Source organism: Pseudomonas sp. B13(2017) (genome assembly GCF_002113245.1).
Lineage (GTDB): Bacteria > Pseudomonadota > Gammaproteobacteria > Pseudomonadales > Pseudomonadaceae > Aquipseudomonas > Aquipseudomonas putida_Z.
On record NZ_NEJX01000005.1, the window covers coordinates 29,599 to 54,737 of the forward strand.

The following is a 25,139-nucleotide window of genomic DNA, read 5'->3' on the forward strand; positions in this document are numbered from 1 at the left end:
GGGGGCCGCTCTGCGCCCCATCGCGACACAAGGCCGCTCCTACAGGGGGCTGTGCAGTACAGATAATTGCCAAATATCAGCAATGATTTATTCAGCAACTACACTTGCTCGGAGCTGCAAGATAACAACTTTGCCCAGGCATGCAACGCGGCGTAAATAATACTGTCAACATGCCCTAGCGGCGGTAGCAGCAGAAGCATAGTATGAGCCGCAATCTCGTCAGCCAGGAGGTAAACCATGTCGGCTAAAAAGAAGCCAGTAAGCACGCCGTTACACCTGCTCCAGCAACTTTCGGGCAGCTTGCTCGAACACTTGGAAGATGCCTGCTCGCAAGCGCTGGCTGATGCGGAAAAACTGCTGGCCAAGTTGGAAAAGCAGCGTGGCAAGGCCCAGGAAAAACTGCACAACGGTCGCCTGAAACTGCAAGACGCGGCCAAGGCAGGTAAAGCCAAGGCGCAGACCAAGGCACAAAAAGCCATTGGCGAACTTGAAGAACTGCTCGACTCCCTCAAGGAGCGTCAAACCCAGACCCGTTCTTATATCCAGCAACTCAAGCGCGATGCCCAGGACAGCCTCAAGCTGGCCCAAGGTGTAGGCAAGGTTCGCGAAGCTGCAGCCAAGGCGCTTGACCAGCGTGCTGCCAAGACCTCCAAACCCGCAGCCGCCAAACCCGTCACCAAGGCTGCTGCGGCCAAACCTGCAGCCAAGCCTGCAGCCAAGCCTGCCGCCAAGCCTGCCGCCAAGGCCACTGCTGGCAAACCTGCGGCCAAGCCAGCCGCCAAGGCCGTCGCTGCTGCCAAACCTGCGGCCAAGCCGGCAGCCAAGGCGACTGCTGCTGCCAAACCTGCAGCCAAACCAGCCGCCAAGGCCACTGCTGCTGTCAAACCTGCAGCCAAGCCAGCCGCCAAGGCCACTGCTGCTGCCAAACCTGCGGCCAAGCCAGCCGCCAAGGCCACTGCTGCGGCCAAACCTGCGGCCAAGCCAGCCGCCAAGGCCACTGCTGCTGCCAAACCTGCAGCCAAGCCGGCTGCCAAGGCCACTGCTGCTGCCAAACCTGCAGCCAAGCCAGCAGCCAAAGCCACCGCAGCCGCTAAACCTGCAGCCAAGCCAGCGGCAGCCAAAACGCCAGCCAAAGCCGCTGCTGCCAAGCCGGCCGCGAAACCAGCTGCCGCCAAGGCCCCAGCACGTACGGCCGCCAAACCCGCCGCCAAGCCAGCAGCTGCCAAGCCTGTTGCCAGCAAGCCAGCCGAAGCCAAACCGGCTACGCCAGCCGCCAGCACTCCGGCCGCCGCGACCAACTCGGCCACCCCGGCAGCTTCGGTAGCGCCATCGGCACCTGCCAGCACCCCGGCTCAGGCACCGTCTTCGGCGTCCTGAAGCGCTGCCGCCGCGACGCGCAACCGAACCAGCGCGTCGTGGTGGCGGGCCTGGGCCGGCGCCAGCTGGTCCAGCCAGTTTTCCATGGGCTCATGGGCACCCACCGGCCACTGTCGCGAACGGTCCTGCAAGCGTTCCAGCAAGGCTTTCTCGGCTTGTAACTCCAATCCTTTCACCTGCTCCCGCAACGCCGCCAGCTGCGCATCACCTTGCGCCGCTGCTCGCCACTGTTGGCGCAAGCTACGTAACGGGTTGACCACTTCGCGCTGCCAGGGCTCGGTAACCTCGCGCAATGCCTGTACGCGATCGTCCCGCACGGCCACGCCACGTGCCTGCAACCAGGTTGCGCACAGCAGCAGACAGACATCGCCACCCAGCGCCTGCAGGTCTAGGCAGGCGGCTTCCACGCCGGGCCTGGCGTACAGGGCCAGGGCGTGATTCCACAGGTCGGTGTGCATGGTTCCACTCGCGCTATGGGCCGAGGAAGCTGGTAGACTCCGCGACCATCATGATCAGACTATCCAACCTCACTTTACAGCGTGGTCCGCAGCGCTTGCTAGAAGGCGCCGAGATGACCCTGCACACCGGTCACAAGGCCGGCCTGATCGGCGCCAACGGCGCCGGAAAATCCAGCCTGTTCGCCTTGCTGCGCGGTGAGCTGTCGCCTGATGCCGGCGATTGCCAGCTGCCCGGTGACTGGCGCATCGCCCACATGCGCCAGGAAGTCGATACCCTCGACCGCCTAGCCGTGGACTATGTGCTCGACGGTGACGTGCGCCTGCGCAAGGTCCAGGCCGAACTGGCCGCGGCCGAGCAGGCCCACGACGGTACCGCCCTGGCGCGCCTGCACATTGAGCTGGATAGCGCCGACGGCTATACCGCCGACGCCCGCGCACGCAAGTTGCTGGCCGGCCTTGGTTTCACCAACGAACAGATGGACCGCCGCGTCGGCGACTTCTCCGGTGGCTGGCGGATGCGCCTGAACCTGGCCCAGGCCCTGATGTGCCCGTCCGACCTGCTGCTGCTCGACGAGCCCACCAACCACCTGGACCTGGACGCTATCCTGTGGCTGGAGGACTGGCTCAAGGGCTACCCCGGCACGTTGTTGCTGATCTCCCACGACCGCGACTTCCTCGATGCCGTGGTCGACCATGTGCTGCACGTCGAGCAGCGCAAGCTGAACCTGTACAAAGGCGGCTACACCGCCTTCGAGCGCACCCGGGCCGAGCGCCTGGCGCAACAGCAGCAGGCCTACGAGAAACAGCAGGCCCAGCGTGCGCACATGGAAAAGTACATTGCCCGCTTCAAGGCCCAGGCCACCAAGGCCCGCCAGGCACAGAGCCGGATCAAGGCCCTGGAGCGCATGGAGGAGCTGTCGGCGGCGCATGTCGATTCGCCGTTCGACTTCGTTTTCCGCGAGTCACATAAAATCTCCAGCCCGCTGCTCAGCCTGTCCGAAGGCCGTCTGGGCTACGGTGACAAGGCGATCCTCGACAAGGTCAAGCTGCAGCTCACCCCCGGTGCGCGCATTGGCCTGCTCGGCCCCAACGGCGCTGGCAAGTCGACCCTGATCAAAAACCTCGCAGGCGAGCTCGAGCCATTGTCGGGCCGCCTGGTGCGGGGTGAGAACCTGGCTGTGGGCTACTTTGCCCAGCACCAGCTGGATTCGCTGGACGACAAGGCCAGCCCGCTGCTGCACCTGCAACGCATTGCCCCCACCGAGCGTGAGCAGACCCTGCGCGACTTCCTGGGTGGCTTCGACTTCCATGGCGATCGCGTCGACGAGCCGGTGGTGAACTTCTCCGGTGGTGAGAAGGCCCGCCTGGCGTTGGCCCTGATCGCCTGGGAGCGACCGAACCTGCTGCTGCTCGACGAACCGACCAACCACCTCGACCTGGAAATGCGCCTGGCGCTGACCATGGCCCTGCAGGAGTTTGCCGGTGCCGTGGTGGTGGTGTCGCACGACCGTCATCTGCTCAAGAGCACTACCGACGACTTCCTGTTGGTGGCTGACGGCAAGGTCGACATCTTCGATGGTGACCTGGACGACTACAGCCGCTGGCTGGTCGAGTACCGCCAGCGCAGCGCGCCGGCCAGTACCGCCCCGGTCAACCCGGACAAGACCGACAAGAAGGCCCAACGCCAGGCTGCCGCAGCCTTGCGCCAGCAACTGGCCCCGCACAAGAAGGCTGCCGACAAGCTGGAAGCCGAGCTCAACCAGGTGCACGCGCAACTGGCCGAGATCGAGACCGCGCTGGGTGATGGTGGCCTCTACGACGCGTCGCGCAAGGACGAGTTGCGTGACCTGCTGGCGCGCCAGACCAAGCTGAAGCAGCGCGAAGGCGAACTGGAAGAGGCCTGGATGGAAGCGCTGGAAACCCTCGAAAGCATGCAGGCCGAGCTCGAGGCGCTGTCCTGATGGAGGAACTGCGTTCGCTGCTGCCAGGGCAATGGATGGACACCTTCTGGCTGGGCTTGCAGATCCTGTTGATCCTGGTAGCGGCCTTCGTCCTGCAGCGCATCGTTGCACGCGGGCTGAGCCGCCTGAGCCAGCGTTACCCGTTGCCGCCGGAACTGCTGGTGCCGGTGCGTGGCGGCCTGCGCTGGCTGATCATGGGCAGCGCGTTGCTGTTTGTGCTGGAGCGCCTGGGTGTATCGGCGACTGTGCTGTGGACAGCACTGTCCGGCTTCGTCGCGGTGGCGGCAGTGGCCTTCTTCGCCATGTGGAGCGTGCTTTCCAACCTGCTGTGCGCGGTGCTGATCTTCACCGTCGGGCCGTTTCGTATTGGTGACGTGGTCGAACTGGTCGACACCCTGGACAAGCCGGGCGTCAAGGGCCGGGTGATTGCCATCAACCTGCTGTTCACCACCCTGATGGAAATGCCCGAGGCGGGCGGGGCGCTGGTGCAGGTGCCCAATAGCCAGTTCTTCCAGAAGTCGGTACGGCGCTGGCGCGGGGCTGAGGTGCAGGTTATGCACAAAGAGTCGCCTGTCGAGGCTGACTGAACCTGCACCGGCCTCTTCGCGGGTAAACCCGCTCCCACAGGAATTCCGCAGCCCTTGGGGACAGCGCGATACCTGTGGGAGCGGGTTCACCCGCGAAGAGGCCAGCACAGACAATACAAATCCTTCAGAAATCGCTGGTTATTTTTTCACCAACACCTTAGCTTAACGTTTTGCAACATATGTTCGAGCGAGGTGTGTGATGTCGATGGAAGTGTGGTTGGGCTTCTTTGCCGCCTGTTGGGTGATCAGCCTTTCACCCGGTGCCGGGGCGATTGCCTCGATGTCCAGCGGCCTGCAATACGGCTTCTGGCGCGGTTACTGGAACGCCCTGGGCCTGCAACTGGGCCTGATCGTGCAGATCGCCATCATCGCCGCCGGCGTCGGCGCCATCCTGGCCGCCTCGGCCACGGCCTTCCAGATCATCAAATGGTTCGGCGTCGCCTACCTTGTCTACCTGGCCTACAAGCAATGGCGAGCCTTGCCGATGGACATGAGCGATGAATCCGCCGTGCGCCCTATCGGTAAACCGCTGAGCCTGGTGTTCCGTGGCTTCCTGGTCAACGTCAGCAACCCCAAGGCACTGGTGTTCATGCTGGCGGTGCTGCCGCAGTTCATCAACCCGCATGAGCCGCTGTTGCCGCAGTATGTGGCGATCACGGTGACCATGGTCACCGTGGATATGCTGGTGATGGCGGGGTACACCGGGTTGGCTGCGCGGGTTTTGCGCTTGCTGCGTACGCCCAAGCAGCAGAAGCGTTTGAACCGGACGTTCGCCGGGTTGTTCATTGGCGCGGCCACCTTCCTGGCGACTTTGCGTCGCGCGCCAGTCTGACAGACCGTATGTAGGCCATTCGCGGGCTTGCCCGCTCCCACAGGTATTACTGCAGCCCTGAGGGCAGCGCAGTACCGGTGGGAGCGGGCAAGCCCGCGAATGGGCCACCTCTATTTCTGCTTGTCCACCAACCCCTTGAGCAAATCCACCGGCAGCGGAAAGACGATGGTCGAGCTCTTGTCCCCCGCAATCGTCCCCAGCGTCTGCATGTAACGCAACTGCATCGCCCCAGGCTCCTTGCTCAGCATCTGCGCCGCCTGCATCAATTTCTCCGACGCCTGCAACTCACCCTCGGCATGGATCACCTTGGCCCGTCGTTCACGCTCGGCCTCGGCCTGGCGGGCAATGGCACGCACCATCGATTCGTTGAGGTCGACGTGCTTGATCTCGACGTTGGCCACCTTGATGCCCCAGGCATCGGTCTGTGCATCCAGCACCTGGCGAATGTCCGAGTTCAGCTGCTCGCGTTCGGCCAACAGTTCATCCAGTTCGTGCTTGCCGAGCACCGCGCGCAGCGTGGTCTGGGCCAGCTGGCTGGTCGCCACGAGGAAATCCTCGACCTGGATGATCGCCTTCTGCGGATCGAGCACGCGGAAGTAGACCACGGCGTTGACCTTGACCGAGACGTTGTCACGGGTGATCACATCTTGCGGTGGTACATCCAGCACCACGGTGCGCAGGTCGACCCGCACCATTTGCTGGATCACCGGGATCAACAGGATCAGCCCCGGCCCCTTCACCTGCCAGAAGCGCCCCAGCTGGAACACCACGCCGCGCTCGTACTCGCGCAAGATGCGGAATGCCGACAGCAACAGCATCGCCAGCACGATCAGCACCGCGCCGAAGCCCAATTGCATGAACATGGTCATTCTCCTTGCGCCGCGGGCGCGGCGGCGCTCACTTCCAGCATGACGCCATGGCGCGCGGTCACCCGCACGTTCTGGCCCGCTTGCAGTGGCGTTGCACACTGCGCCTGCCATTGCTCGCCCTGGGCCAGCACAAAGCCACAGAACGGGTTGCCCGCCATCACTTGGGTGACGGTGACCAGGCTGCCGACCAGGCCGGCGTCACCGCTGACCAGCGCCCGTCGGCGGGCCTTGAGCGCCATGCCCAGCACACCGCCGATCAGCAGCGCCGAGAGCCCCGCCAGGGTGCCGATCAGGGCCAGCGGGATACCGAAACCAGGGGCATCGGTGTCGATCAGGATCAGCGCGCCGACCACGAAGGCGACGATGCCGCCAAAGCCGACCACGCCGAAACTGGGCAGGAAGGCTTCGGCGATCATGAAGGCGATACCGAGCAATATCAGCGCCACCCCGGCGAAGCTCACGGGCAACAGCTGCAGGGCATACAGCGCCAGCAGCAGGCAGATGCCGCCGACCACGCCGCCTACCGTCGAGCCGGGGTTCATGAACTCGAACAGCAGGCCGTACACACCGATCATGATCAGGATCAGCGCCACGCTGGGGTTGGTGATGACTGCGAGCACCCGTGTGCGCCAGTCCGGCAGGTGCTCGACCAGGCTGGCGCCGGCAGTCTGCAGTTGCTGGGGCTGGCCAGCGACAGTGAGCGTTTTGCCATCGAGCTTGCGCAGCAGGTCGGGCAGGTCATCGGCCACCAGGTCGATCACGTCGAGCCGCAAGGCCTCGCTGGCGGACAGGCTGACCGCCTCGCGCACAGCCTTCTCCGCCCAGTCGGCATTGCGCCCGCGCAGCTGCGCCAGGCCACGAATGTAGGCTGCCGCATCGTTGACCTGCTTGCGCGCGAGGGTTTCGTCATCGCTGCCTTTGGCCTTGTCGTCCTTGGGCGTGCCTGGCGGGGCGCCTATCTGCACGGGGGTTGCGGCGCCCAGGTTGGTACCGGGCGCCATGGCCGCGACATGGCTGGCATAGAGGATATAAGTGCCAGCGCTGGCGGCGCGGGCACCACTGGGGGCGACGAAGGTTGCGACCGGCACGGGGCTGGCGAGAATCGCCTTGATCATCTGGCGCATGGCGCTGTCGAGCCCGCCCGGGGTGTCCATGCGGATAACCACCAGTTGCGCACCCTGCGCCTTGGCCTGGTCGAGGCTGCGCACCAGGTAGTCGGCGCTGGCCGGGCCGATGGCGTCATCGATGCCCAGCACCCAGACTGCACCGGGCGCTGCCAAGCTGCCTGGCGTGATACCAAGCAGCAACAGCAGCAACAGCCAGCGCCAGCAGCGGGTGATCACCTGTCGTCACCTCGTTTGCCTCTATTGCACAAGTTTAGCCCTGCCTGCTGGTACCCGACCTAAAATTGGAAATTGGGGGGCGAAACCGGAGGTGCATCATGCGTATGGCAAAGACCCTGCAGGATCGCCTGGACAAGGCCAACTGCGATTACGACATCATTCCCCATCCACATTCGGCCACCAGCCTGGAGTCGGCCCGTACGGCCGGCGTGCCCGCCGAGCGGGTCGCCAAGTCGGTGATGCTCGATGACCGTCATGGCAACTACATCATGGCCGTGCTACCGGCCAACCGGCATCTGGACATGACCAAGGTGCGCATGTCCGGGGCCTGGCAACTGACCCGTGAAAGCGGCCTGCCGAGCCTGTTCGGCGACTGCGAGCGCGGTGCCGTACCGGCGCTTGGCGATGCCTACCAGATAAAGATGCTGCTTGATTCGAGTCTTACCCGCCAAGGCGATGTCTATCTGGAGGCGGGTGATCACGATCACCTGATCCACATGAGCATGGAGCAATATCTGAAGCTGGTGCCGCGCGCCGAAGTGCGTGAGCTCAGCTGATGCTCTCAACCCATGCCGGGCCGGCATCGTCGACGACCGGTCTGGCGACGAGGAGGAACCATGGATAAGCCGATTCATCCTTTGTCCGAGATTTTCAAACAGCTGGGGCTGTCTGACGATCCGGTCGATATCGACCGTTTCATCACCACCCATTCGCCGCTCGACGACGATATAAAGCTGGTTGATGCGCCTTTCTGGAGCGATTCCCAGCGCGATTTCCTGAAAGAGAAGTACATCGCTGATGACGACTGGATTCCGATGATCGACCAACTGAACGAGGCGCTGCACCTGCGCAAAAAATAAAGCGCCGAGTGGTGCCTGACGAGTGATTGGCCGTTGCTATGCTCAGGAAAACAACAAGGGGATAGCGCGATGAAAGATCCCTACGCACCGGGCTTCTGGTGCTCCGTGACGATCCTGGGCACATTGACGGCCAGTTATTTCTACGGCATACGGCAAACGCAACAGATGAACCAGGCAGTGCACTTTCTGTATGCCGCTGCCGCCGTCACCGTGGCGGTTGCACTGGTGGCGCTGACCTGGATCGCCTGGCAGCAATTGCACCTGAACAAGCGTGAGGTGGTGCAGGGGCGAACGTTGCTGACCATCTGGAACACCAAGGTCGCGCTACGCCGCGTCGAGACGGTGTTCGACCGCTACTTCTGGGGCAGCTACTGGCATTCGGGGCGCACTTTCGAAGAGGTCATGGGCGAGCTCAAGGGCACGCCGCTGGAGCAGAGCCTGGATGCCCTGAAACGCCAGTGCCGCTTGCTCGATCGCGAAATTCATGACCACCATCACCACTGGCTGGCCAATGCCCGCGACCTGTCCAGCGTGGCCCAGGCCATGGCCCGTGAACGCTACCAGCTGGATGTGGGCGAGCCGACCCGCAGCGGCCATGGCAACACCGCCGTGCTCAACCGGGACTTGGAAGTGCTGGTGTACACCTGGTCGGCGCGCCTGCGCAGTTTCGACCATCAGCTGGACGAGCTGGAGCGCGCCTACCACTGAGGTGCTTCATTCGCCGCGGATGTATTGCTCCAGTTTGAGGATCAGGTTTGCCTGTTCGGCGATGGTTTCCTTGACCAGGTCACCGATCGACAGCAGGCCGAGCAGCTCGCCATTGCTGACCACCGGCAGGTGGCGCAGGTGGCGGTTGGTCATCAGGTTCATGCAGTACTCGAGGTTCTGCTTCGGTTCCACGGTGACCACCGGCGCACTCATGATCTCGCGCACGGGGGTAGCGGCGGACGAGCGGCCCTTTAGCACCAGTTTGCGCGCATAGTCCCGTTCACTGACGATACCCACTACCTGGTTGGCCTCGACCACCGGTAGCGCACCGACGTTTTTCTCCGCCAGCAGCTTCAGGGCGTCGAGTACCGAGTCATCCGGGCCGATGGTGTACACGGTCTGGTGCTGGGACTTGGTCTTGAGGATTTGTTCGACGGTCTTCATACGGGCCTCTGCGGGTGAAAAAAGCGATGTCTCGGAGTAAATAAAGCATCCGGCACGGCGCTCTGCACGGCAATGCAGGAAACGGCATCGAGTCGATTGAAAAACGTCATGAGCGGTCGCCTGTGCCGGCCTCTTCGCGGCTAAAGCCGCTCCCACAGGGTGGGAGCAACTGTCTTGTGTTGCCTGTACTGGCCTCATCGCCGGCAAGCCAGCTCCCACAGGGATAGCGCCTGGCTCGAGGCCGATGCGGTCGAGGTGGGAGCGGCTTTAGCCGCGAAGAGGCCGGTAAAGTTGGCTCAGAGCTTCGGCATCTGCCCGATCCGCGCCACCATCTCGCTCACCACCTGCAAGTCCAGCATGAACTGCTCAACGGTCTTGAACTCGTTGTCGTTGTGCCCGGTGTACTTCACATCCGGCATGGCCAGGCCGAACTGCACGCCGTTAGGCAAGTCGTGTACCGAGGTGGCACCCGCCGAGGTACCGAACTCGTGCTTCATGCCCAGGTTCTCGGTGGCCACATCAAGCAAGGCCTTGACCCATTCGCCCTCGGGGTTGCGGTACATCGGCTCGTCCAGGCTGTAGTCGAAGGCCACCGAGGTATGGCTCTGCCGGGTCCATTTGCCCAGCTTGTCAGCCAGTTCGTCCTTGATCGTGGCAATTGGCTTGCCTTTCGGAATGCGCAGGTTCACCGCCAGTTTCAGGCCTTTTTCATCCACCCCGACAAAGGTCAGCGAGGCGGTCAGCGGGCCCATGAACGAATCCTTGAAGGCCACGCCGAGCTTGTTGCCCAGGTAGTCCAGGCCCCAGTTGTCGGCGGCGTAGCGGGCGGCATCGGTGAAGTGGTTGTGCTTGAGCGGCACATCCTTGCCCAAGCCGTTGATGAACCCAAGCATGCGCGCCACCGGGTTGACCCCGGACTCCGGCTCCGAAGAGTGGGCGGAAACGCCGGTCACGGTGAGCAATACCTGCTTGCCATCGGCCTTGGCAGCGATGCTGAAGTCGCCGCCATTGCGCTTCACGTAATCGGCGCCGGCTTTTTCCAGCTGGCTGGCCAGCTTCGCCGGGTTGTCGGTGACCAGGGTCGCGACGGAGGTTGTCGGGATCTGGTTGGTGGCCAGGCCGCCGGTCAGGTTGACGATCTCGGCACCCTTGCCACTGGCCTGGCGCTTGCTGAAGCTGGCCATGATCGTGCCGTAGCCTTTCTCGGCGATGACCACAGGGTAGCCGCCATCGAGTGCCAGGTTGTAGTCGGGCGTGGGGTTGCGCTCGAAGTAGTAGGGGATGGCATCACCGCTGGTTTCTTCAGTGGTGTCGATCAGCAGCTTGAACTGGCGAGCCAGCGGCAGGTTCTCGTCCTTGGCCACTTTAAGCGCGTACATCGCCACGACAATGCCGTTCTTGTCGTCTTCGGTGCCGCGGCCGTACATGCGGTCACCGACCAGGGTGACCTTGAACGGGTCCAGGCGCGTGCCATCGGCCAGCTTCCAGTTGTCCGGGTTGACCGGCACTACGTCGGCGTGGGCATGGATGCCGACCACTTCCTTGCCGCTGCCCAGCGAAATCTCGTACACCCGGTTGTCGATATTGCGGAAAGCCAGGCCGAAGCTATCGGCCAGGGCCTTGATCTTGTCGGCGATCCTGAGGAACTCGGGGTTCTCGTGCTGCGGCGTGCCTTCGACGTTGAAGGTGGGGATGGCCACCAGTTCACGCAGGGTTTCGCTGGCAGCCTTGCCGTACTTGATGCGGGTATACAGGCCGAGCAGGCGGTTGATCTCGTTCTGCTGCTCGGCGGCCAGTGGCTTGCCGGCCAGGTAGGCATCCAGGGTTGCCGCGAGGTTGTCGGCCTTGGCCAGGTCGCTGCCTTTGAGCTTGCCGAGGAACTGCTTGAAGTCGCTTGGGTCGCTGCCGTCGAAGGCTTTGACGATGGCCGCGGACTGCTGCTGGGTAAGGTTGGCCTGTGCCGGTTGGGTGAACAGGCCGATGCTGGCCAGCAGCAGGGTGGTGGCGGTAAGTTTTTTCAGGTGCATGGTTGTGCGCATTCCTTCGCCAATCATTGTTGTGGGTTGCCCGTCGGGAAACGGGAAGACGCCCACGCTAACACCAATGACCCGTGGCACGGGAGTGCCAGAAACGCGACATGTCGCACAAACGAAAAAGCCCCGGGCACAGGCCCAGGGCTTTTTGATATGGCGCACTCGGCGGGATTCGAACCCACGACCCCTGCCTTCGGAGGGCAGTACTCTATCCAGCTGAGCTACGAGTGCAACGCGCACGCATGATACCCATCTGATCCGATGGCGTCCATCGCCTTGATCTGTAGCCGTTTTTACCTTTCGCCGAGAGCTGCCGACAGCAGCAATCACAAACGCATCTATCCATATGCGATATCGATATTTCCACAGCAGTTATTATGCCCTCTATTCTCTGGTCACAACTTGTTATAACAAGTATTCGATCAGCGAAGAGACCCCATGGCCGAACTGCTCCCCCTGTCCCCGGTACCGCTTTACACCCAGCTCAAGGAATTGCTGCGCGAGCGCATCCTCGACGGCACTTATCCATCGCATAGCCGCATGCCCTCGGAAAGCGAACTGGGCAAGGCTTTCGACGTCAGCCGCATCACTGTGCGCCAGGCACTGGGCGACTTGCAGAAGGAAGGGCTGATTTTCAAGATTCATGGCAAGGGTACCTTCGTAGCCAAGCCCAAGGCTTTCCAGAACGTCAGTACCCTGCAGGGGTTGGGCGAGTCGATGACGCAAATGGGTTACGAGGTGATCAACCGCCTGCGCAGCTTCCGCCATGTGCCAGCCAATGCATTGGTGGCCGCGCGGCTGCAGGTCGAGGAGGGCAGCCTGGTCACCGAGATCCGCCGGGTGCGGTTGATCAACCGCGAGCCGGTGTCGCTGGAGCTGACCTGGTTGCCCAAGGCCGTCGGCGAAAAGCTGGAAAAGGCCGACCTTGTCACCCGCGACATTTTCCTGCTCCTGGAAAACGACTGCGGCATTGCCCTTGGCCACGCCGACCTGGCCATCGATGCCGTGCTGGCCGACAGCGACCTGACCCAGGCCCTGGATGTTGAAGAAGGCTCGCCAATCATGCGCATCGAGCGCCTGACCCATGCCGCCGACGGTACGCCACTGGACTTCGAACACCTTTACTACCGCGGCGATGCTTTCCAGTACCGCCTGCGCATCGACCGCCAGAAGGGGAGCAAGGCATGAGCATCCAGACCCAGGACTACGACATCATCGTCATCGGTGGCGGTACCGCCGGGCCGATGGCGGCGATCAAGGCCAAGGAGCAGGACAAAAGCCTGCGCGTGCTGCTGCTGGACAAGGCCAACGTCAAGCGCAGCGGTGCCATCAGCATGGGCATGGATGGCCTGAACAACGCGATCATCCCAGGCCATGCCACCCCCGAGCAGTACACCAAGGAAATCACCGTGGCCAATGACGGTATCGTCAACCAGGCCACGGTGCATGCCTACGCTACCCACAGCTTTGAAACCATCGAGCAACTCGACCGCTGGGGGGTGAAGTTCGAGAAGGACGAGACCGGCGACTACGCGGTGAAAAAGGTTCACCACATGGGCGCCTACGTGCTGCCCATGCCCGAAGGCCACGACATCAAGAAGGTGCTGTACCGTCAGCTCAAGCGTGCCCGGGTCGAAATCAGCAATCGTATGGTCTGCACCCGTGTGCTGCTCGATGGTGAAGGCGCGGCCGCTGGCGTGCTGGGTTTCGATTGCCGTAGCGGTGAGTTTCGCGTGGTGCGGGCCAAGGCGGTGATCCTTGCCTGCGGCGCGGCCGGGCGCCTGGGCCTGCCGTCGTCGGGCTATCTGATGGGCACCTACGAGAACCCGACCAATGCCGGTGATGGCTACGCCATGGCCTACCATGCAGGTGCCGAACTGGCCAACCTCGAGTGCTTCCAGATCAACCCGCTGATCAAGGACTACAACGGCCCGGCCTGTGCCTACGTCACCGGCCCACTGGGTGGATATACCGCCAACAGCAAGGGTGAGCGCTTTATCGAGTGCGACTACTGGAGCGGCCAGATGATGTGGGAGTTCCATCAGGAACTCGAGGGCGGCAATGGCCCGGTGTTCCTCAAGCTCGATCATTTGGCCGAGGAAACCATCCAGAACATCGAAGAGATCTTGCACAGCAACGAGCGCCCCAGTCGTGGCCAGTTCCACGCCGGGCGTGGCACCGATTATCGCCAGCACATGGTCGAGATGCATATCTCGGAGATCGGTTTCTGCTCGGGGCATTCGGCGTCGGGGGTGTGGGTCAATGAAAAGGCCGAGACCAGCGTCAAAGGGCTGTATGCCGCGGGCGATATGGCAGCGGTGCCGCACAACTACATGCTCGGGGCCTTCACCTATGGCTGGTTTGCCGGTGTGAACGCTGCGCATTACGTGACCGGGCGCGAATTCGCCGAGGTCGATGCCGAACAGGTCGAGCGCGAGCGCGCGCGGGTGTTTGCCCCGCTGCAGCGTCAGCATGGCCTGCCGCCAGCGCAGGTCGAGTACAAGCTCCGACGCATGGTCAACGATTACCTGCAGCCGCCGAAGGTGACCAAAAAGATGGAAATCGGCCTGGCGCGCTTTGCCGAGATCGAACGTGACCTGGACCAGATGAAGGCCAGCAACCCCCATGAACTGATGCGTGCGATGGAGGTTTCGGTGATTCGCGATTGCGCCGAGATGGCGGCGCGGGCCTCGCTGTTCCGCGAGGAAAGCCGCTGGGGGCTGTACCACCACCGGGTGGACTTCCCTGAGCGCAATGATGGCGAGTGGTTCTGCCATTGCCATCTGAAAAAGGGCGAGAACGGTGAAATGACCAGTTTCAGGAAAGCGGTCGAGCCTTATCTGATTGCGTTGGACGCAGAAGAGCAGACCGCCTACGACCAGCTGCGGGTAAAGGCCGATGCAGCCTAGGCGACGCTGTGTCCTGTGAACACTTCGAAGAACGAGGGCCGCAGGCCCCGAGGACTCCGTGAAATGGCCTACCAGCCGCAAGAAATCTTCTTCCGCAGCAGCGCCCCCGTCACCATCGACGAAGACAAGTGCATCGCCGAAAAAGGCTGCACCGTCTGCGTGGAGGTTTGCCCCATGGACCTGCTGGCGATCAACCCGGCCACGCAGAAGGCCTACATGGCCTTCGACGAATGCTGGTACTGCATGCCCTGCGAAAAGGACTGCCCCACGGGTGCGGTGAAGGTCGACATCCCGTACCTGCTGCGCTGATTCATCCCGCCATCCGGCGCACCACCGGACGCCCTCCTGCTGTGCCCCTCGTTTCCCACCACCCAAGCCGGGCGGCGGAGACGGCCCAACTCTTATAACGACTCGAGGGGAAACACCCATGCGCCTTGTTGCAACCGTGGCCGGCCTCGCGCTGGCGCTCACTGGCCTGAATGCCAGCGCCGAAACCGTCCGCATCGCCATTGGCACCCAGGACACCACCATCAACTGCGCCACTGGTGGCCTGCTGATACGCGAGCTTGGCCTGCTGGACAAGTACCTGCCGCATGACGGCAAATACAAAGATGCCAAGTATCAGGTGGAGTGGAAGAACTTCACCAGCGGTGCGCCACTGACCAATGAAATGGTCGCTGGCAAACTCGACTTCGGTGCAATGGCCGACTTCCCCGGGTCGTTCAACGGTGTTGCTCACCTGGATGCCGGCAAGCGCAGCCTGTTCATAAGCGTGCTGTCGGGCAGCGTGCACGGCAGCGGCAATGGCATCGTCGTACCGGCGGCGTCCAGCGTGCAGTCGCTGGCTGAACTCAAGGGCAGGACCATTTCCGTGCCGTTCGCCTCCACCGCCCACGGCATGCTGCTGCGTGCCCTAGCAGCCCAGGGCTGGGACCCGCAGAAGGATGTGCGAATCATCGCCCAGGCGCCGGAAATCGCCGGTTCCGCCCTGCGTAGCAACCGCATCGAGGCCCATGCCGACTTCGTGCCGTTCGCCGAACTGTTCCCCAACCGCGGCTTCGCCCGCAAGATCTATGACGGCGCCCAGGCCAACGCACCGACCTTCCATGGCGCTTTGGTCGATGCCGATTATGCGAAGAAGTACCCCGAAGTGGTCACCGCCTACCTGCGCGCCAGCCTCGAAGCCGATCGGCTGATCGCTGCGGAACCTGAGAAGTACAGCGAGTTGATCGAGAAAGTCACCGGCATCGAGGCCGAGGTCAATTACCTGTTCCACGGCCCGCTCGGCCTGCAGACCCGCGACCTGACATGGAAGCCTGAATACCGTCAGGCAGTCGCAACCTCCATCGATACGCTCAAGCTGCTTAAAAAGACCGACCGCGGCCTCGACACTGACAAGTTCATCGACGACCAGTACATCCGTGCGGCCTTCAAGGAGGCTGGCCTGGACTACGACAAGGCGCTGAAAGACTACGATCCGCAGCCACTCAAGGCCAATGACGCGCTGACAGGCAAACCGATTACTGACTTCAGCCGCCTGGCACAGATCTGGGTGCGCGGTGAAGGCAAGGTCCGCCACTACGCTTCGCCGGAGGCCGCGCTTGGCGCCTTGGCCCAGCTGGAGCAGGAGGGCAAGGACATCCGCGCCATCTACGCCCAGGCCGCCGACAGCGGAATCAAGTTGCTGGCGAACCAGGCCTGGTTCGTGCGTAACGCCAAGGGTGAACTGGCGGCGTTCCTGCTCAAGGACCAGGCCGAGCAGTATGCCAAGGCCCATGGCGGTGAAGCGCTGGACTTCGTCAGCGCCAACCAGAAGCTGGTCGCCCAGCGCTGACCGGGAGGCACCGACATGACCTGCAACCTCAAGCGCTGGCCGGTGCGCCTGGCTTCGCTGCTGGCCTGCCTGCTGTTCTGGCAGGTCGCGGCGAGCGTGAAGCTGGACCTCGGGCTGCTGACGTTCACCTATGTCCCCACACCGAAGGCGGTGCTGGAAGCTGCCTGGCAGTTGCTGACTTCCAGCACCCTGCTGGCGCACCTGGGCAGCAGCCTGTCACGGGTGTTTGCCGGTTATGGCGCCGCGGCGCTGATTGGCGTGGCCCTGGGGTTGTTGATCGGCCGCTCGAAATGGGCCGAGGACACCCTGCTGCCACCACTCGAAGTGCTGCGGCCGATTCCGGCGGTGGCGTGGATCCCGCTGGCGATCCTGATGTTCCCGTCGTCGGAACTGTCGATGGTGTTCATAACCTTCACTGGCGCGCTGTTCCCGATCCTGCTGAACACCGTGCACGGCGTCGAGGCCATCGACCCGCGCCTGGTGGCGTCGGCGCGCAGCCTCGGTGCAGAGCGTTGGTCAATCCTGCGCGAAGTGGTGTTGCCTGGAGCGCTGCCAAGCATCGTCACTGGCCTGGCCATCGGCATGGGGACTTCATGGTTCTGCCTGGTCACCGCCGAGATGATTTCCGGACAGTTCGGTATCGGCTACTACACCTGGGAGTCGTACACCTTGCAAAACTACCCGGACATCATCGTCGGCATGCTGCTGATCGGCGTGCTGGGCATGGGCAGCAGCGCCTTGGTCAAGCGCCTTGGGGAATTGGCCACGCCTTGGTACCGCACGCGGAGGGCCAGCTGATGAACAGTTATCAACCAGCGCCAGGGCGTATCGACGGGCGTGGCCTGTCGATTCGACTGGGGCACGGCAGCGAAGCATTCGAGGCGGTGCAGCGTCTGGACTTTGCCGTAGAGCCTGGCGAGTTCGTCTGCATCCTTGGCCCCTCCGGTTGTGGCAAGTCGACGTTGCTTGGCGCCCTGGCCGGGCACCTGGTGCCCAGCAGCGGCCAGTTGAGCGTGGATGGCCAGACCGTTGCCGGGCCGTCACCGCAGCGTGGCATGGTGTTTCAGCACCACACCTTGCTGCCTTGGTGTAGCGTGCTCGACAACGTGGCCTTTGGTCTGAAGATGCAGGGCCAGAGCCGCGCCGAACGTCGCCGGCAGGCTCGTGAAATGCTGCAACTGGTGGGGCTGGCCGACTTTGCCGGGCGCTGGCCCAGTCAGTTGTCCGGCGGCATGCAGCAACGGGCCGAGATTGCCCGGGTGCTGATCAACCGGCCGCGCCTTTTGCTGATGGACGAACCCTTCGGTGCCCTGGATGCGCAAACCCGTGCACGCATGCAAGAGCTGTTGCTGGATATCTGGGCAAGCATCCGCACCACCGTGGTGTTCGTCACCCACGATATCGACGAGGCGCTGTTCCTGGCCGACCGTATCCTGGTGATGAGCCCGCGACCTGGCCGCTTTATCGAAGACCTGCACCTGGAGTTTCCGCGCCCACGCCGCGCCAGCCTGCTGACCAGCCCTGAATTCACTCACCTCAAGCGTCACTGTCTGGCCTTGCTCCGTCACGAGGAAGGCCGCGAACTCCCGCGCCTGACCCCGCTGGGCCTGCCGGACACTGAGCACCCACCGCTACGGATCGCGCTATGACTGAACGAACGACTGACAACCCCGACATCCTTGCTCTTCTGCCTCGCCTTGGTGCCGCTGATGCAGGTGTGCGCCGTATCGCCCTGATCGAACTGGCCGACCTGGAAGACCCGGATGGCTTGCCATGGCTCACCGATGCACTGCTGGTGGATGCCGCCGACGAGGTGCGTGCCGAGGCCGCGCGCCTGCTCGAGGCCTGGGAAGAACCCGAAGTTGTGCAGGCCCTGTGCGCTGCGCTGGCCGATGCTGGCGAGCCGGTACGGCTGGCTGCCGCCCAGAGCCTCAGCGAACTCAAGAGCCTTGAAACCGGTCAGCTGATCCTGCCATGGGTCAAGCATGCAGATGCCTTCGTCCGTGCCAGCGCCCTGCGTGCCTTGCGCGAGCTGCGCCTGGAAGATGCTGCAGAGCCTGCACTGCTGGCCCTGGCCGATGGCGACGCCGCGGTCCGGCGTGAGGCAGTGGGTATTCTTGGCTGGCTCAAGCACCAGCCGGCATTGCCAGCATTGGCAAAGCTTGCCGCAGACGAGCCGGACACCGAGGTGCGCCGCGCGGCCATTGGTGCGCTGGGCCTCGCCCGCGACAGCGCGGTGGTGCCAGCATTGGTGGCTGCATTGGCTGACAAGGCCTGGCAAGTGCGCGAAGAAGCCGCCACCACGCTAGGCAAGGTGGGCCTGGCCCCAGCAGGCCCGGCACTGGTAAATGCTCTTGCCGATGACTTCTGGCAAGTACGTCTGCGTGCGGCGCGGTCCCTGGGACGGCTGCGTCATGCTGCGGCCCTGGACGCGCTTGGCGAGTTGCTCGGCCACGGCATTGCCAACCTGCGCAAGGAGGCGGCTCTGGCCCTGGGTGAGCTGGGCCAGGCGCGTGCCTTGCCGGTGCTGCAGGCCGCCGAGGCCGATAGCGACCCCGAGGTGCGCAAGGCTGTGCGGATCGCCATGGCGCAACTGCGCGGGGCCTCCTGATGAACGCCCCGCAAGCTATTCGCAACATGCGCGGGCCCGGGCAATTGGTGCTGCAATGGCAAGACGGCGAACACAGCCTCAGCCATGCCCGCCTGCGCGGTGCTTGCCCCTGTTCACAATGCCGAGCGGCACGGCTGCAGGGGAGCATCAGCCTGGTTCGCGATGATGTGCGCGTGGTGCAAATCGAGCCGCAAGGATATGGCGTGCAGCTGGTGTTCAGCGATGGGCATGAGCGGGGTATCTACCCTTGGGCTTACCTGCGTGACCTCAGTGCCCGGTTAGACCTGAATTCGCAAGTGGTCCGCGTACCCTGTGGGAGCGGCTTTAGCCGCGAAGAATCCAACTCGGTGCATGGCACCGGCTGCGCCGGTGTTCGCGGCTAAAGCCGCTCCCGCAGGGGCCCTGCTAATTCAGTGAGTCATGGGCAGTTCTATGAGTACGGGCCCGTTCCCACAGGCTCAGAGCGCAATCAGCTCCGGCCTCAGCCCTTCGACCCGTCGCACCGGCGGCGTCAGGTAGCCGCCATCCCCGGTGATCTGGTGCAGCACCTTCTCCCGCAGCTCGTGAAGTGCCACGCCCGTACGCAACCGTGGGTGTGGCAGGTCGATCTCCACCACCGACTTGATCCGCCCCGGGCGCGGCTCCAGAACCACCACCCGGTCGGCCAGGTAGGTGGCCTCCTCGGCGTCATGGGTGACCAGCAGCGTGGTGATGCCGGCACGTTCGCGAATGGCCAGCAGCTCGTCCTGCAGTTGCTGGCGGGTCAGCGCATCCAGCGCGCCGAACGGCTCGTCGAGCAGCAGGATACGCGGGCTGGCTACCAGGCCTCGGGCGATCGCCACGCGCTGGGCCATACCGCCGGACAGCTGGTGAGGGTAGGCCGACTCGAAGCCGACCAGCCCCACCAGTTGCACGAACTCATGTACCCGCCGCGCGCGCTCACCCTGGGTGAGCGGTTCGTTGACCAGGCCCAGGGCAATGTTCTGTTCCACGCTCAGCCAGGGGAACAGCCGGTGTTCCTGAAACACGATGCCGCGTTCGCTACCAATGCCGCTGACAGTGTGGCCGTCCACACGGATGTTGCCGCTGTAGTCGGTATCCAGCCCTACCAGCAGGCGCAGCAGGGTGGATTTGCCACAGCCGGAAGCACCAACGATGGCGATGAACTCACCCTGGTTGATCGACAGGTTGAAGTTGCGGATGGCTTCCAGCGGCTGGCCATCGACGCTGAACACTTTGCCGACCCCCTCGAAGCTGACCAGGGGCGGGGTGACGTCGGGCTGGTTGGCCGCGTGCAGGTGCGAGGTATTGAAGGCGTTCATGCGGTTCTCCAGCGCGTGGCGCGCGATTCGAGGCGTTGTCCAAGGGTGCCGAGCAGGGCGCCGACCAAGCCGATCAGCAGCATGGCGGCCATTACCTGGTCCATGCGGAACAGTTGCTGGGCGCCGATCATCAGGCTGGCGATGCCACCGTCCGAGGGCATGAAGTATTCGGCACCGATGGTGCCCAGCCAGGCGTAGATCAGCGACAGGCGCAGGCCGGCAAAAATGGCCGGGGCTGCGCCGGGCAGCACCAGCAGGCGCAGGCGTTGCCACAGGTTCAGGCGCAGGGTGCGCGCGGCTTCACCCAGCTGCGGCGAGAGGCTGGCGATACCGCGCTGGGTGGCGATCAGCAACGGGAAGAACGCAGCCATGCCGACGAATACCTGCTTGGCCCCTTCACCCAGGCCGAACCAGGCTGTGAGCAGCGGCACCCAGGCAAACAGCGCCACCTGACGCAAGGCCGACAGGCTGGGCCCGAAGATACGTTCGGCATTGGCCGAAAGCCCCAACAGCAAACCGACCAGCAGGCCAGCGCTACCGCCCAGCAGCAAGCCGGCCAAAGCGCGCTGCAGGCTCAGCAGCAAGGCTTGCGGCAGCGAACCATCGGCCAGGCCGGTCAGCAGGGTGCGCAACACTTCAAGTGGCGAGGTCAGGATGTTGCTGTCGACCCAGCCAAAGCTGCTGCTGGCCTGCCACAGTGCCAACAGTGCCAGTGGCAGCAGCAGGCTTTGCCAACCCCGCGGCACGGGGCCACGGTGCTGCTCCCCTGTGGCCGCTTGCGGCCAGTACAGCAGGCGCTTTTCCAGGGCCGAGAAGCCGCGCTCCAGCAGTGCGCCGACCAGGCCGATCACCAGGATGCACAGCAGCACCAGGTCGAGCATGAACAGCTGCCGTCCCCACACCATCAGGTAGCCAATCCCTTCGCTGGAGGCCAGCAGTTCGACCGCCAGCAGCGAGGTCCAGCCGGTGGCCAGGGCCAGGCGTACGCCGGTGAGGAAGGCGGGCAGGGCAGCCGGTAGCAGCAGGCGCAGGAACAGTAGATGGCGAGGCAGGCGCAGCACCGCAGCGGCCTCTCGCAGCTTGGGCTGGGCATCGCGTACACCGACCAGCGTGTGCAAGGTAACGGGGACCACCACGGCTTTCACCAGCACCACCAGCTTGAGCAACTCGCCGATCCCGAAGAACAGCATGAACAACGGGATCCAGGCCAGGGTAGGAATCTGTGCCAGCGCCACGAAGGTCGGCAGCACCAGCGCCTGCGCCCGCTGCGAAGCACCCAGCCAGACCCCCAGCAGCAACCCGCTGCCGATGCCGACCGCCAGCCCCCAGAACAACCGCTGCAAGCTTATCCACAGGTGCCCCCACAGCTCGCCGGAGCCAAACTCCACCGCGCTCTGCCACACCAATGCTGGCGCCGGCAGAATCTGCTCGCTCATCCAGTGCTCCCGGCTGGCCACCACCCACAGCAGTGCAACCAGCACAGGCAAGACCCAGGGCAACAAGCGGGCGCGATCCTTGTGGGAGCGGCCTTGCGTCGCGAAAGGGTCGCGCAGCGACCCCCGGAACAATCCCCGACCTCTGCTCAGAATTCCATTCATCGGCCATCTCTCGAAGCGTTGTTAGATTATTCATTTATGGAATTAAAAATTCTAAAAAATGACTTTCAAGAGATAAGAGCATGCGCTTCATGCATACGGAAGCCCCTCGCCGTTGCGTTTTCCTCATATTTTCCATGCGTTTTCCGCAAGCCAGCCGCAGGCCCGCGTGCCGCCTGATTTATGCCTTCCAGTTACTGAAGAATGAAGTTTTGATCTTTGTAGGTTCTAACCAGACCTGCCTAGCTTCTGGCCAAAGCGCCGGCCATCGCCGGTGGCAGCCTGCCAAGGAGCCTTGCCATGAAAACCCCGCTGCGCCATCTGATCACCGCCCTTGGGCTGGCCCTCACCCTCAGCGCCCACGCAGCTGAACCGGCCAAGCCAGCAAGCATCCGCATCGCCGTGCCCGACCTCAGCGCGGGCAGCAAGCCCAGCGCCGGTGGCGTGGTCGACGTGCTGCGTGACCAGCAACTGCTGGAGAAGGAATTCGCCAAGGACGGCATTCGCATCGACTGGCACTTCTTCAAGGGCGCCGGGCCGGTGGTGAACGAAGCGCTGGCCAACGGCCAGGCCGATTTCGCCTACCTCGGCGACCTGGCCGCCATCGTCGGCAAGGCCAATGGCCTGGACACCCGCGTGCTGTCGGCGGGGGTACGTGGGGTGAAGAGCTACCTGGGCGTGGTGCCCGGTTCCGGCATCAAGACCCTGCACGACCTCAAAGGCAAGCGCGTGGCGGTGTTCCGTGGCACCGCCAACCAGCTGTCGTTCGCCAGCGCCCTGGCCAGCCAGGGGCTTAGCGAGCGCGACCTGAAGGTGATCAACCTGGACTTCAACGCCGCCAATGCCGCACTGGCCGCCAAGCAGATCGACGCCACCTGGGGCCTGTCCAACCTGCTGTCGCTGCGCGAGCGCGGGCTGGTAGAGCTACCGGTCAACTCGCGTGACCTGGAAGGTGCCGGCAGTACCCAGGCGGTGCTGCTGGGCACTGGCGATTTCATCCGCAAATACCCCGAGCTGGTGCAGCGCCTGGTCAATGCCCAGCAACAGGCCAGCGCCTGGCTGCGCGACGAACACAACCGCGAGGCCTATGTCGAGCTGGTGGCCAGCAATGCCAACTGGCCGCGCAGCATCCTCAGCGACGACCTGGCCAAGGAAGACCTGGCCCATTACTTCGATCCACGGCTGGACGCCGAATTCGTCGGCCAGCTGCAACAGGGCGTGGACCTGGCCGCCAAGGAGCGCCTGATCCGTCGTGGCTTCCAGGTGGCCGACTGGATCGAACCACGCTTCCTCGATGCCGCCCTGCAACAGAAGCAGGCCGTGCAGGCCGCCCGCTGAACCCCGATAACCCGACAATGACCGCAAGGACACGACCATGAGCAACGCCGCCCTGGCCACCGCGCCACAAACCCTCGAACTCGACATCCACCCGGTTGCCGGCCGCATCGGTGCCGAAATTCGCGGGGTGCAATTGTCCGCCGACCTTGATGCCGCCACCCTCGACGCCATCCAGGCCGCGCTGGTGAAGCACAAGGTGATCTTCTTCCGTGGCCAGACCCACCTGGATGACCAAAGCCAGGAAGCCTTCGCCAAGTTGCTCGGTGAGCCGGTCGCCCACCCCACCGTGCCGGTGGTGGATGGCACAAGCTACCTGTTGCAGCTCGATGGTGCCGAAGGCCAGCGGGCCAACTCCTGGCACACCGACGTGACCTTCGTCGACGCCTACCCCAAGGCCTCGATCCTGCGCAGCGTGGTGGCGCCGGCATCCGGTGGCGACACCGTGTGGGCCAACACCGCCACGGCCTACCAGGAGCTGCCCGAGCCGCTGCGCGAGCTGGCCGACAAACTGTGGGCGGTGCACAGCAACGAATACGACTACGCCAGCGTGAAGCCCGATGTGGACCCGGCCAAGCTGGAGCGCTATCGCAAAGTGTTCACCTCCACGGTGTACGAGACCGAGCACCCGGTGGTGCGCGTGCACCCGATCAGTGGCGAGCGGGTGCTGCAGCTGGGGCATTTCGTGAAGCGCATCAAAGGTTATTCGCTGGCGGATTCGCAACACCTGTTCGCGGTGCTGCAAGGGCATGTGACGCGCCTGGAGAACACCGTTCGCTGGCGCTGGCAGGCGGGGGACGTGGCGATCTGGGATAACCGCGCGACGCAGCATTATGCGGTGGATGATTACGGGACCCAGCCGCGGGTGGTGCGGCGGGTGACCCTGGCGGGTGAGGTGCCGGTCGGGGTGGATGGGCAACTCAGCCGCACTACGCGTAAAGGCTGATATTGCCGGGGCCGCTTTGCGGCCCTATCGCCGGCAAGCCAGCTCCTACAGGTACATCACAGGCCAGAAGGCTGCGGTGATCTTGTGGGAGCTGGCTTGCCGGCGATTCGGGGGCGAAGCCCCTGCCAGCTACAACTCGGTATCGCAGGCAATCAACTGCCTGACCAGCCCCTGAGCCAACGGCGATAGCCCATACCCCACCCGGCTCACCACCCCATAACGGGTATAGAACGCTTCTTCCTGCTCCACCGTCAGGTCGGCCAGTTGCAATGCAACCAATCCCCCGTCACGCTGATACGGCCGCAAGTTGGCATTGCAGGCAATGCCGATGGTGTCCGAATGCATCACCACATTCAGCAGTGCATAGCCATGCTCGCACTCCACCGTCGGCAGAAAATCCTGCCGCCCGCTGAGGTCGCTGAGGATCTTGCGGATGTTCGGCGGGCGGAAGGTGGTAGCCAGTGGGTAGTCGAACAGGTCGCGCGCCCGCACGCTCTCGCGCTCGGTCAACGGGTGCCCGACGCGGCAGCAGAAATGCCAGCGCTGCGGCGTCAGCTTGTGCACCTGGTAGTCCGGGTCGGACTCGAACTGGCGGGTGTCGGCGACGAAGAACTCGATCTCCTCGGCAACCAGTTTGCGGTTCAGCGCCTGCCAGTTATCCACCTGGAAGCAGGTACGTGCCGCGGGGTATTCGGCGACGAAGCGTGCCACCGCCCGCGGTACCAAACCCCCTGCCGGCGCCGGGCCGGAGCCGAAGCGCACCACGCCGGTAGTGGCACCGTTGAACTGGTGGATCTCGTTGACCAGGTTGTGCGCCCCATGCACCAGCCGCCGCGAATGCTCCAGCACCAGCAGGCCCTGGCGAGTCGGCGCCAGCTCCTTGCTGGCGCGGTCCACCAGGCGGCAGCCGATGTTGTGCTCGAGGGTCTGGATGCTGCGGCTGAACGCTGATTGCGACAGGTTCACCGCAGCCGCCGCAGCAACGAAGCTGCGGTGCTCGACAAGGGCAATGTAGTGGCGCAGCTGACGGAGATCGATATGCATTTTTTACATTGAAACTTTCGGTCGAATGCAATTGCTGACAAGGGTTAGCCCCCTTATAAAGGGAGTCACTT

At 63.6% G+C, this 25,139-nt stretch carries 25 protein-coding genes and 1 tRNA gene; 17 read left to right on the top strand and 9 right to left on the bottom strand.

The genetic code is table 11. The annotated features are described in order from the left end of the window. Positions 1 to 237 precede the first annotated feature (237 nt). Positions 238 to 1,377: an AlgP family protein gene (locus tag CAG44_RS08735; RefSeq protein ID WP_085691940.1), complete on the top strand. Its 1,140-nt coding sequence runs from the start codon at positions 238 to 240 to the stop codon at positions 1,375 to 1,377. Here CAG44_RS08735 and CAG44_RS08740 read toward each other — a convergent pair. Next, positions 1,353 to 1,835: a TIGR02444 family protein gene (locus CAG44_RS08740; protein WP_085691941.1), complete on the bottom strand. Its 483-nt coding sequence runs from the start codon at positions 1,833 to 1,835 to the stop codon at positions 1,353 to 1,355. The genes CAG44_RS08735 and CAG44_RS08740 overlap by 25 nt on opposite strands. 50 nt (positions 1,836 to 1,885) lie before the next feature. Between CAG44_RS08740 and CAG44_RS08745 the strand changes: the two genes are divergently transcribed. From CAG44_RS08745 to CAG44_RS08755, 3 genes are all read left to right on the top strand, one after another. Then, positions 1,886 to 3,796 (top strand): ATP-binding cassette domain-containing protein, encoded by a 1,911-nt coding sequence (locus CAG44_RS08745; RefSeq protein ID WP_085691942.1) that lies wholly within the window; start codon positions 1,886 to 1,888, stop codon positions 3,794 to 3,796. Next, positions 3,796 to 4,383 carry a mechanosensitive ion channel family protein gene (locus CAG44_RS08750; RefSeq protein ID WP_075044289.1) on the top strand — a complete coding sequence of 196 codons (588 nt, stop codon included), beginning with the start codon at positions 3,796 to 3,798 and terminating at the stop codon, positions 4,381 to 4,383. The genes CAG44_RS08745 and CAG44_RS08750 overlap by 1 nt, the downstream gene beginning before the upstream one ends. 199 nt (positions 4,384 to 4,582) lie before the next feature. Beyond that, positions 4,583 to 5,215: a LysE family transporter gene (locus tag CAG44_RS08755; RefSeq protein ID WP_046616418.1), complete on the top strand. Its 633-nt coding sequence runs from the start codon at positions 4,583 to 4,585 to the stop codon at positions 5,213 to 5,215. A gap of 110 nt (positions 5,216 to 5,325) precedes the next feature. Here the strand turns inward: CAG44_RS08755 and CAG44_RS08760 are convergent, their stop codons facing one another. Continuing rightward, positions 5,326 to 6,078 carry a slipin family protein gene (locus CAG44_RS08760; RefSeq protein WP_025337287.1) on the bottom strand — a complete coding sequence of 251 codons (753 nt, stop codon included), beginning with the start codon at positions 6,076 to 6,078 and terminating at the stop codon, positions 5,326 to 5,328. Positions 6,079 to 6,080: 2 nt separating this feature from the next. Beyond that, positions 6,081 to 7,427, bottom strand: a complete 1,347-nt coding sequence (locus CAG44_RS08765; RefSeq protein ID WP_085691943.1) for a nodulation protein NfeD — start codon at positions 7,425 to 7,427, stop codon at positions 6,081 to 6,083. Positions 7,428 to 7,525: 98 nt separating this feature from the next. Between CAG44_RS08765 and CAG44_RS08770 the strand changes: the two genes are divergently transcribed. The 3 genes from CAG44_RS08770 to CAG44_RS08780 all read left to right on the top strand — a co-directional run bounded on the left by CAG44_RS08770 (position 7,526) and on the right by CAG44_RS08780 (position 8,995). Continuing rightward, a complete protein-coding gene (locus tag CAG44_RS08770; protein ID WP_003260230.1) occupies positions 7,526 to 7,984 on the top strand; it encodes an aminoacyl-tRNA deacylase in 459 nt (152 codons plus the stop codon). A 60-nt stretch (positions 7,985 to 8,044) separates the two neighbouring features. Further along, positions 8,045 to 8,287, top strand: a complete 243-nt coding sequence (locus tag CAG44_RS08775; RefSeq protein ID WP_085691944.1) for a DUF2789 domain-containing protein — start codon at positions 8,045 to 8,047, stop codon at positions 8,285 to 8,287. A 69-nt stretch (positions 8,288 to 8,356) separates the two neighbouring features. Then, positions 8,357 to 8,995 carry an NADH:ubiquinone oxidoreductase subunit N gene (locus CAG44_RS08780; protein ID WP_085591786.1) on the top strand — a complete coding sequence of 213 codons (639 nt, stop codon included), beginning with the start codon at positions 8,357 to 8,359 and terminating at the stop codon, positions 8,993 to 8,995. A gap of 6 nt (positions 8,996 to 9,001) precedes the next feature. Here CAG44_RS08780 and CAG44_RS08785 read toward each other — a convergent pair whose 3' ends face one another. The 3 genes from CAG44_RS08785 to CAG44_RS08795 all read right to left on the bottom strand — a co-directional run bounded on the left by CAG44_RS08785 (position 9,002) and on the right by CAG44_RS08795 (position 11,703). Further along, positions 9,002 to 9,439 (bottom strand): CBS domain-containing protein, encoded by a 438-nt coding sequence (locus CAG44_RS08785; protein WP_025337291.1) that lies wholly within the window; start codon positions 9,437 to 9,439, stop codon positions 9,002 to 9,004. A 296-nt stretch (positions 9,440 to 9,735) separates the two neighbouring features. Next, positions 9,736 to 11,466 (bottom strand): dipeptidase, encoded by a 1,731-nt coding sequence (locus CAG44_RS08790; RefSeq protein WP_158091103.1) that lies wholly within the window; start codon positions 11,464 to 11,466, stop codon positions 9,736 to 9,738. 160 nt (positions 11,467 to 11,626) lie between these two features. Beyond that, positions 11,627 to 11,703: transfer RNA gene (locus tag CAG44_RS08795), tRNA-Arg, on the bottom strand. Positions 11,704 to 11,910: 207 nt separating this feature from the next. On the opposite strand from CAG44_RS08795, the gene CAG44_RS08800 reads away from it, so the two are divergent. The 8 genes from CAG44_RS08800 (at position 11,911) to CAG44_RS08835 (ending at position 19,209) form a co-directional block, all read left to right on the top strand. Next, a complete protein-coding gene (locus CAG44_RS08800) occupies positions 11,911 to 12,660 on the top strand; it encodes a GntR family transcriptional regulator (protein ID WP_015268562.1) in 750 nt (249 codons plus the stop codon). After that, positions 12,657 to 14,381 carry a fumarate reductase/succinate dehydrogenase flavoprotein subunit gene (locus CAG44_RS08805; protein ID WP_085591790.1) on the top strand — a complete coding sequence of 575 codons (1,725 nt, stop codon included), beginning with the start codon at positions 12,657 to 12,659 and terminating at the stop codon, positions 14,379 to 14,381. Before CAG44_RS08800 ends, CAG44_RS08805 begins: the two co-directional genes overlap by 4 nt. A 63-nt stretch (positions 14,382 to 14,444) precedes the next feature. Next, a complete protein-coding gene (locus CAG44_RS08810) occupies positions 14,445 to 14,690 on the top strand; it encodes a ferredoxin family protein (protein ID WP_008096634.1) in 246 nt (81 codons plus the stop codon). Positions 14,691 to 14,808: 118 nt separating this feature from the next. Next, complete coding sequence (locus tag CAG44_RS08815; protein ID WP_085691945.1) at positions 14,809 to 16,215, top strand: ABC transporter substrate-binding protein; 1,407 nt, start codon at positions 14,809 to 14,811, stop codon at positions 16,213 to 16,215. Between the two features lie 15 nt (positions 16,216 to 16,230). After that, the gene (locus CAG44_RS08820; protein WP_015268565.1) at positions 16,231 to 17,013 is read left to right on the top strand and encodes an ABC transporter permease; all 783 of its coding nucleotides are present in this window, start codon (positions 16,231 to 16,233) and stop codon (positions 17,011 to 17,013) included. After that, positions 17,013 to 17,864 carry an ABC transporter ATP-binding protein gene (locus CAG44_RS08825; RefSeq protein ID WP_085691946.1) on the top strand — a complete coding sequence of 284 codons (852 nt, stop codon included), beginning with the start codon at positions 17,013 to 17,015 and terminating at the stop codon, positions 17,862 to 17,864. The genes CAG44_RS08820 and CAG44_RS08825 overlap by 1 nt, the downstream gene beginning before the upstream one ends. Then, positions 17,861 to 18,826 (top strand): HEAT repeat domain-containing protein, encoded by a 966-nt coding sequence (locus CAG44_RS08830; RefSeq protein WP_085691947.1) that lies wholly within the window; start codon positions 17,861 to 17,863, stop codon positions 18,824 to 18,826. The genes CAG44_RS08825 and CAG44_RS08830 overlap by 4 nt, the downstream gene beginning before the upstream one ends. Continuing rightward, positions 18,826 to 19,209, top strand: a complete 384-nt coding sequence (locus tag CAG44_RS08835) for a DUF971 domain-containing protein (protein ID WP_371858541.1) — start codon at positions 18,826 to 18,828, stop codon at positions 19,207 to 19,209. The genes CAG44_RS08830 and CAG44_RS08835 overlap by 1 nt, the downstream gene beginning before the upstream one ends. Positions 19,210 to 19,284: 75 nt before the next feature. On the opposite strand, the gene CAG44_RS08840 is transcribed toward CAG44_RS08835, so the two are convergent. After that, on the bottom strand, positions 19,285 to 20,148 hold the full coding sequence (locus tag CAG44_RS08840) for an ABC transporter ATP-binding protein (RefSeq protein WP_025337300.1): 864 nt from the start codon (positions 20,146 to 20,148) through the stop codon (positions 19,285 to 19,287). Then, positions 20,145 to 21,746, bottom strand: a complete 1,602-nt coding sequence (locus tag CAG44_RS08845; RefSeq protein ID WP_256575245.1) for an ABC transporter permease — start codon at positions 21,744 to 21,746, stop codon at positions 20,145 to 20,147. The genes CAG44_RS08840 and CAG44_RS08845 overlap by 4 nt, the downstream gene beginning before the upstream one ends. A gap of 297 nt (positions 21,747 to 22,043) precedes the next feature. Between CAG44_RS08845 and CAG44_RS08850 the strand changes: the two genes are divergently transcribed. Together CAG44_RS08850 and CAG44_RS08855 are read left to right on the top strand one after the other, a co-directional pair. Beyond that, complete coding sequence (locus tag CAG44_RS08850; protein ID WP_085691948.1) at positions 22,044 to 23,081, top strand: ABC transporter substrate-binding protein; 1,038 nt, start codon at positions 22,044 to 22,046, stop codon at positions 23,079 to 23,081. A 37-nt stretch (positions 23,082 to 23,118) separates the two neighbouring features. Next, positions 23,119 to 24,024 carry a TauD/TfdA family dioxygenase gene (locus tag CAG44_RS08855; RefSeq protein WP_025337303.1) on the top strand — a complete coding sequence of 302 codons (906 nt, stop codon included), beginning with the start codon at positions 23,119 to 23,121 and terminating at the stop codon, positions 24,022 to 24,024. 129 nt (positions 24,025 to 24,153) lie between these two features. Here CAG44_RS08855 and CAG44_RS08860 read toward each other — a convergent pair whose 3' ends face one another. Then, entirely contained in the window at positions 24,154 to 25,068 is a 915-nt protein-coding gene (locus CAG44_RS08860; RefSeq protein ID WP_075044302.1) for a LysR family transcriptional regulator, read from the bottom strand. Positions 25,069 to 25,139: the final 71 nt, after the last annotated feature.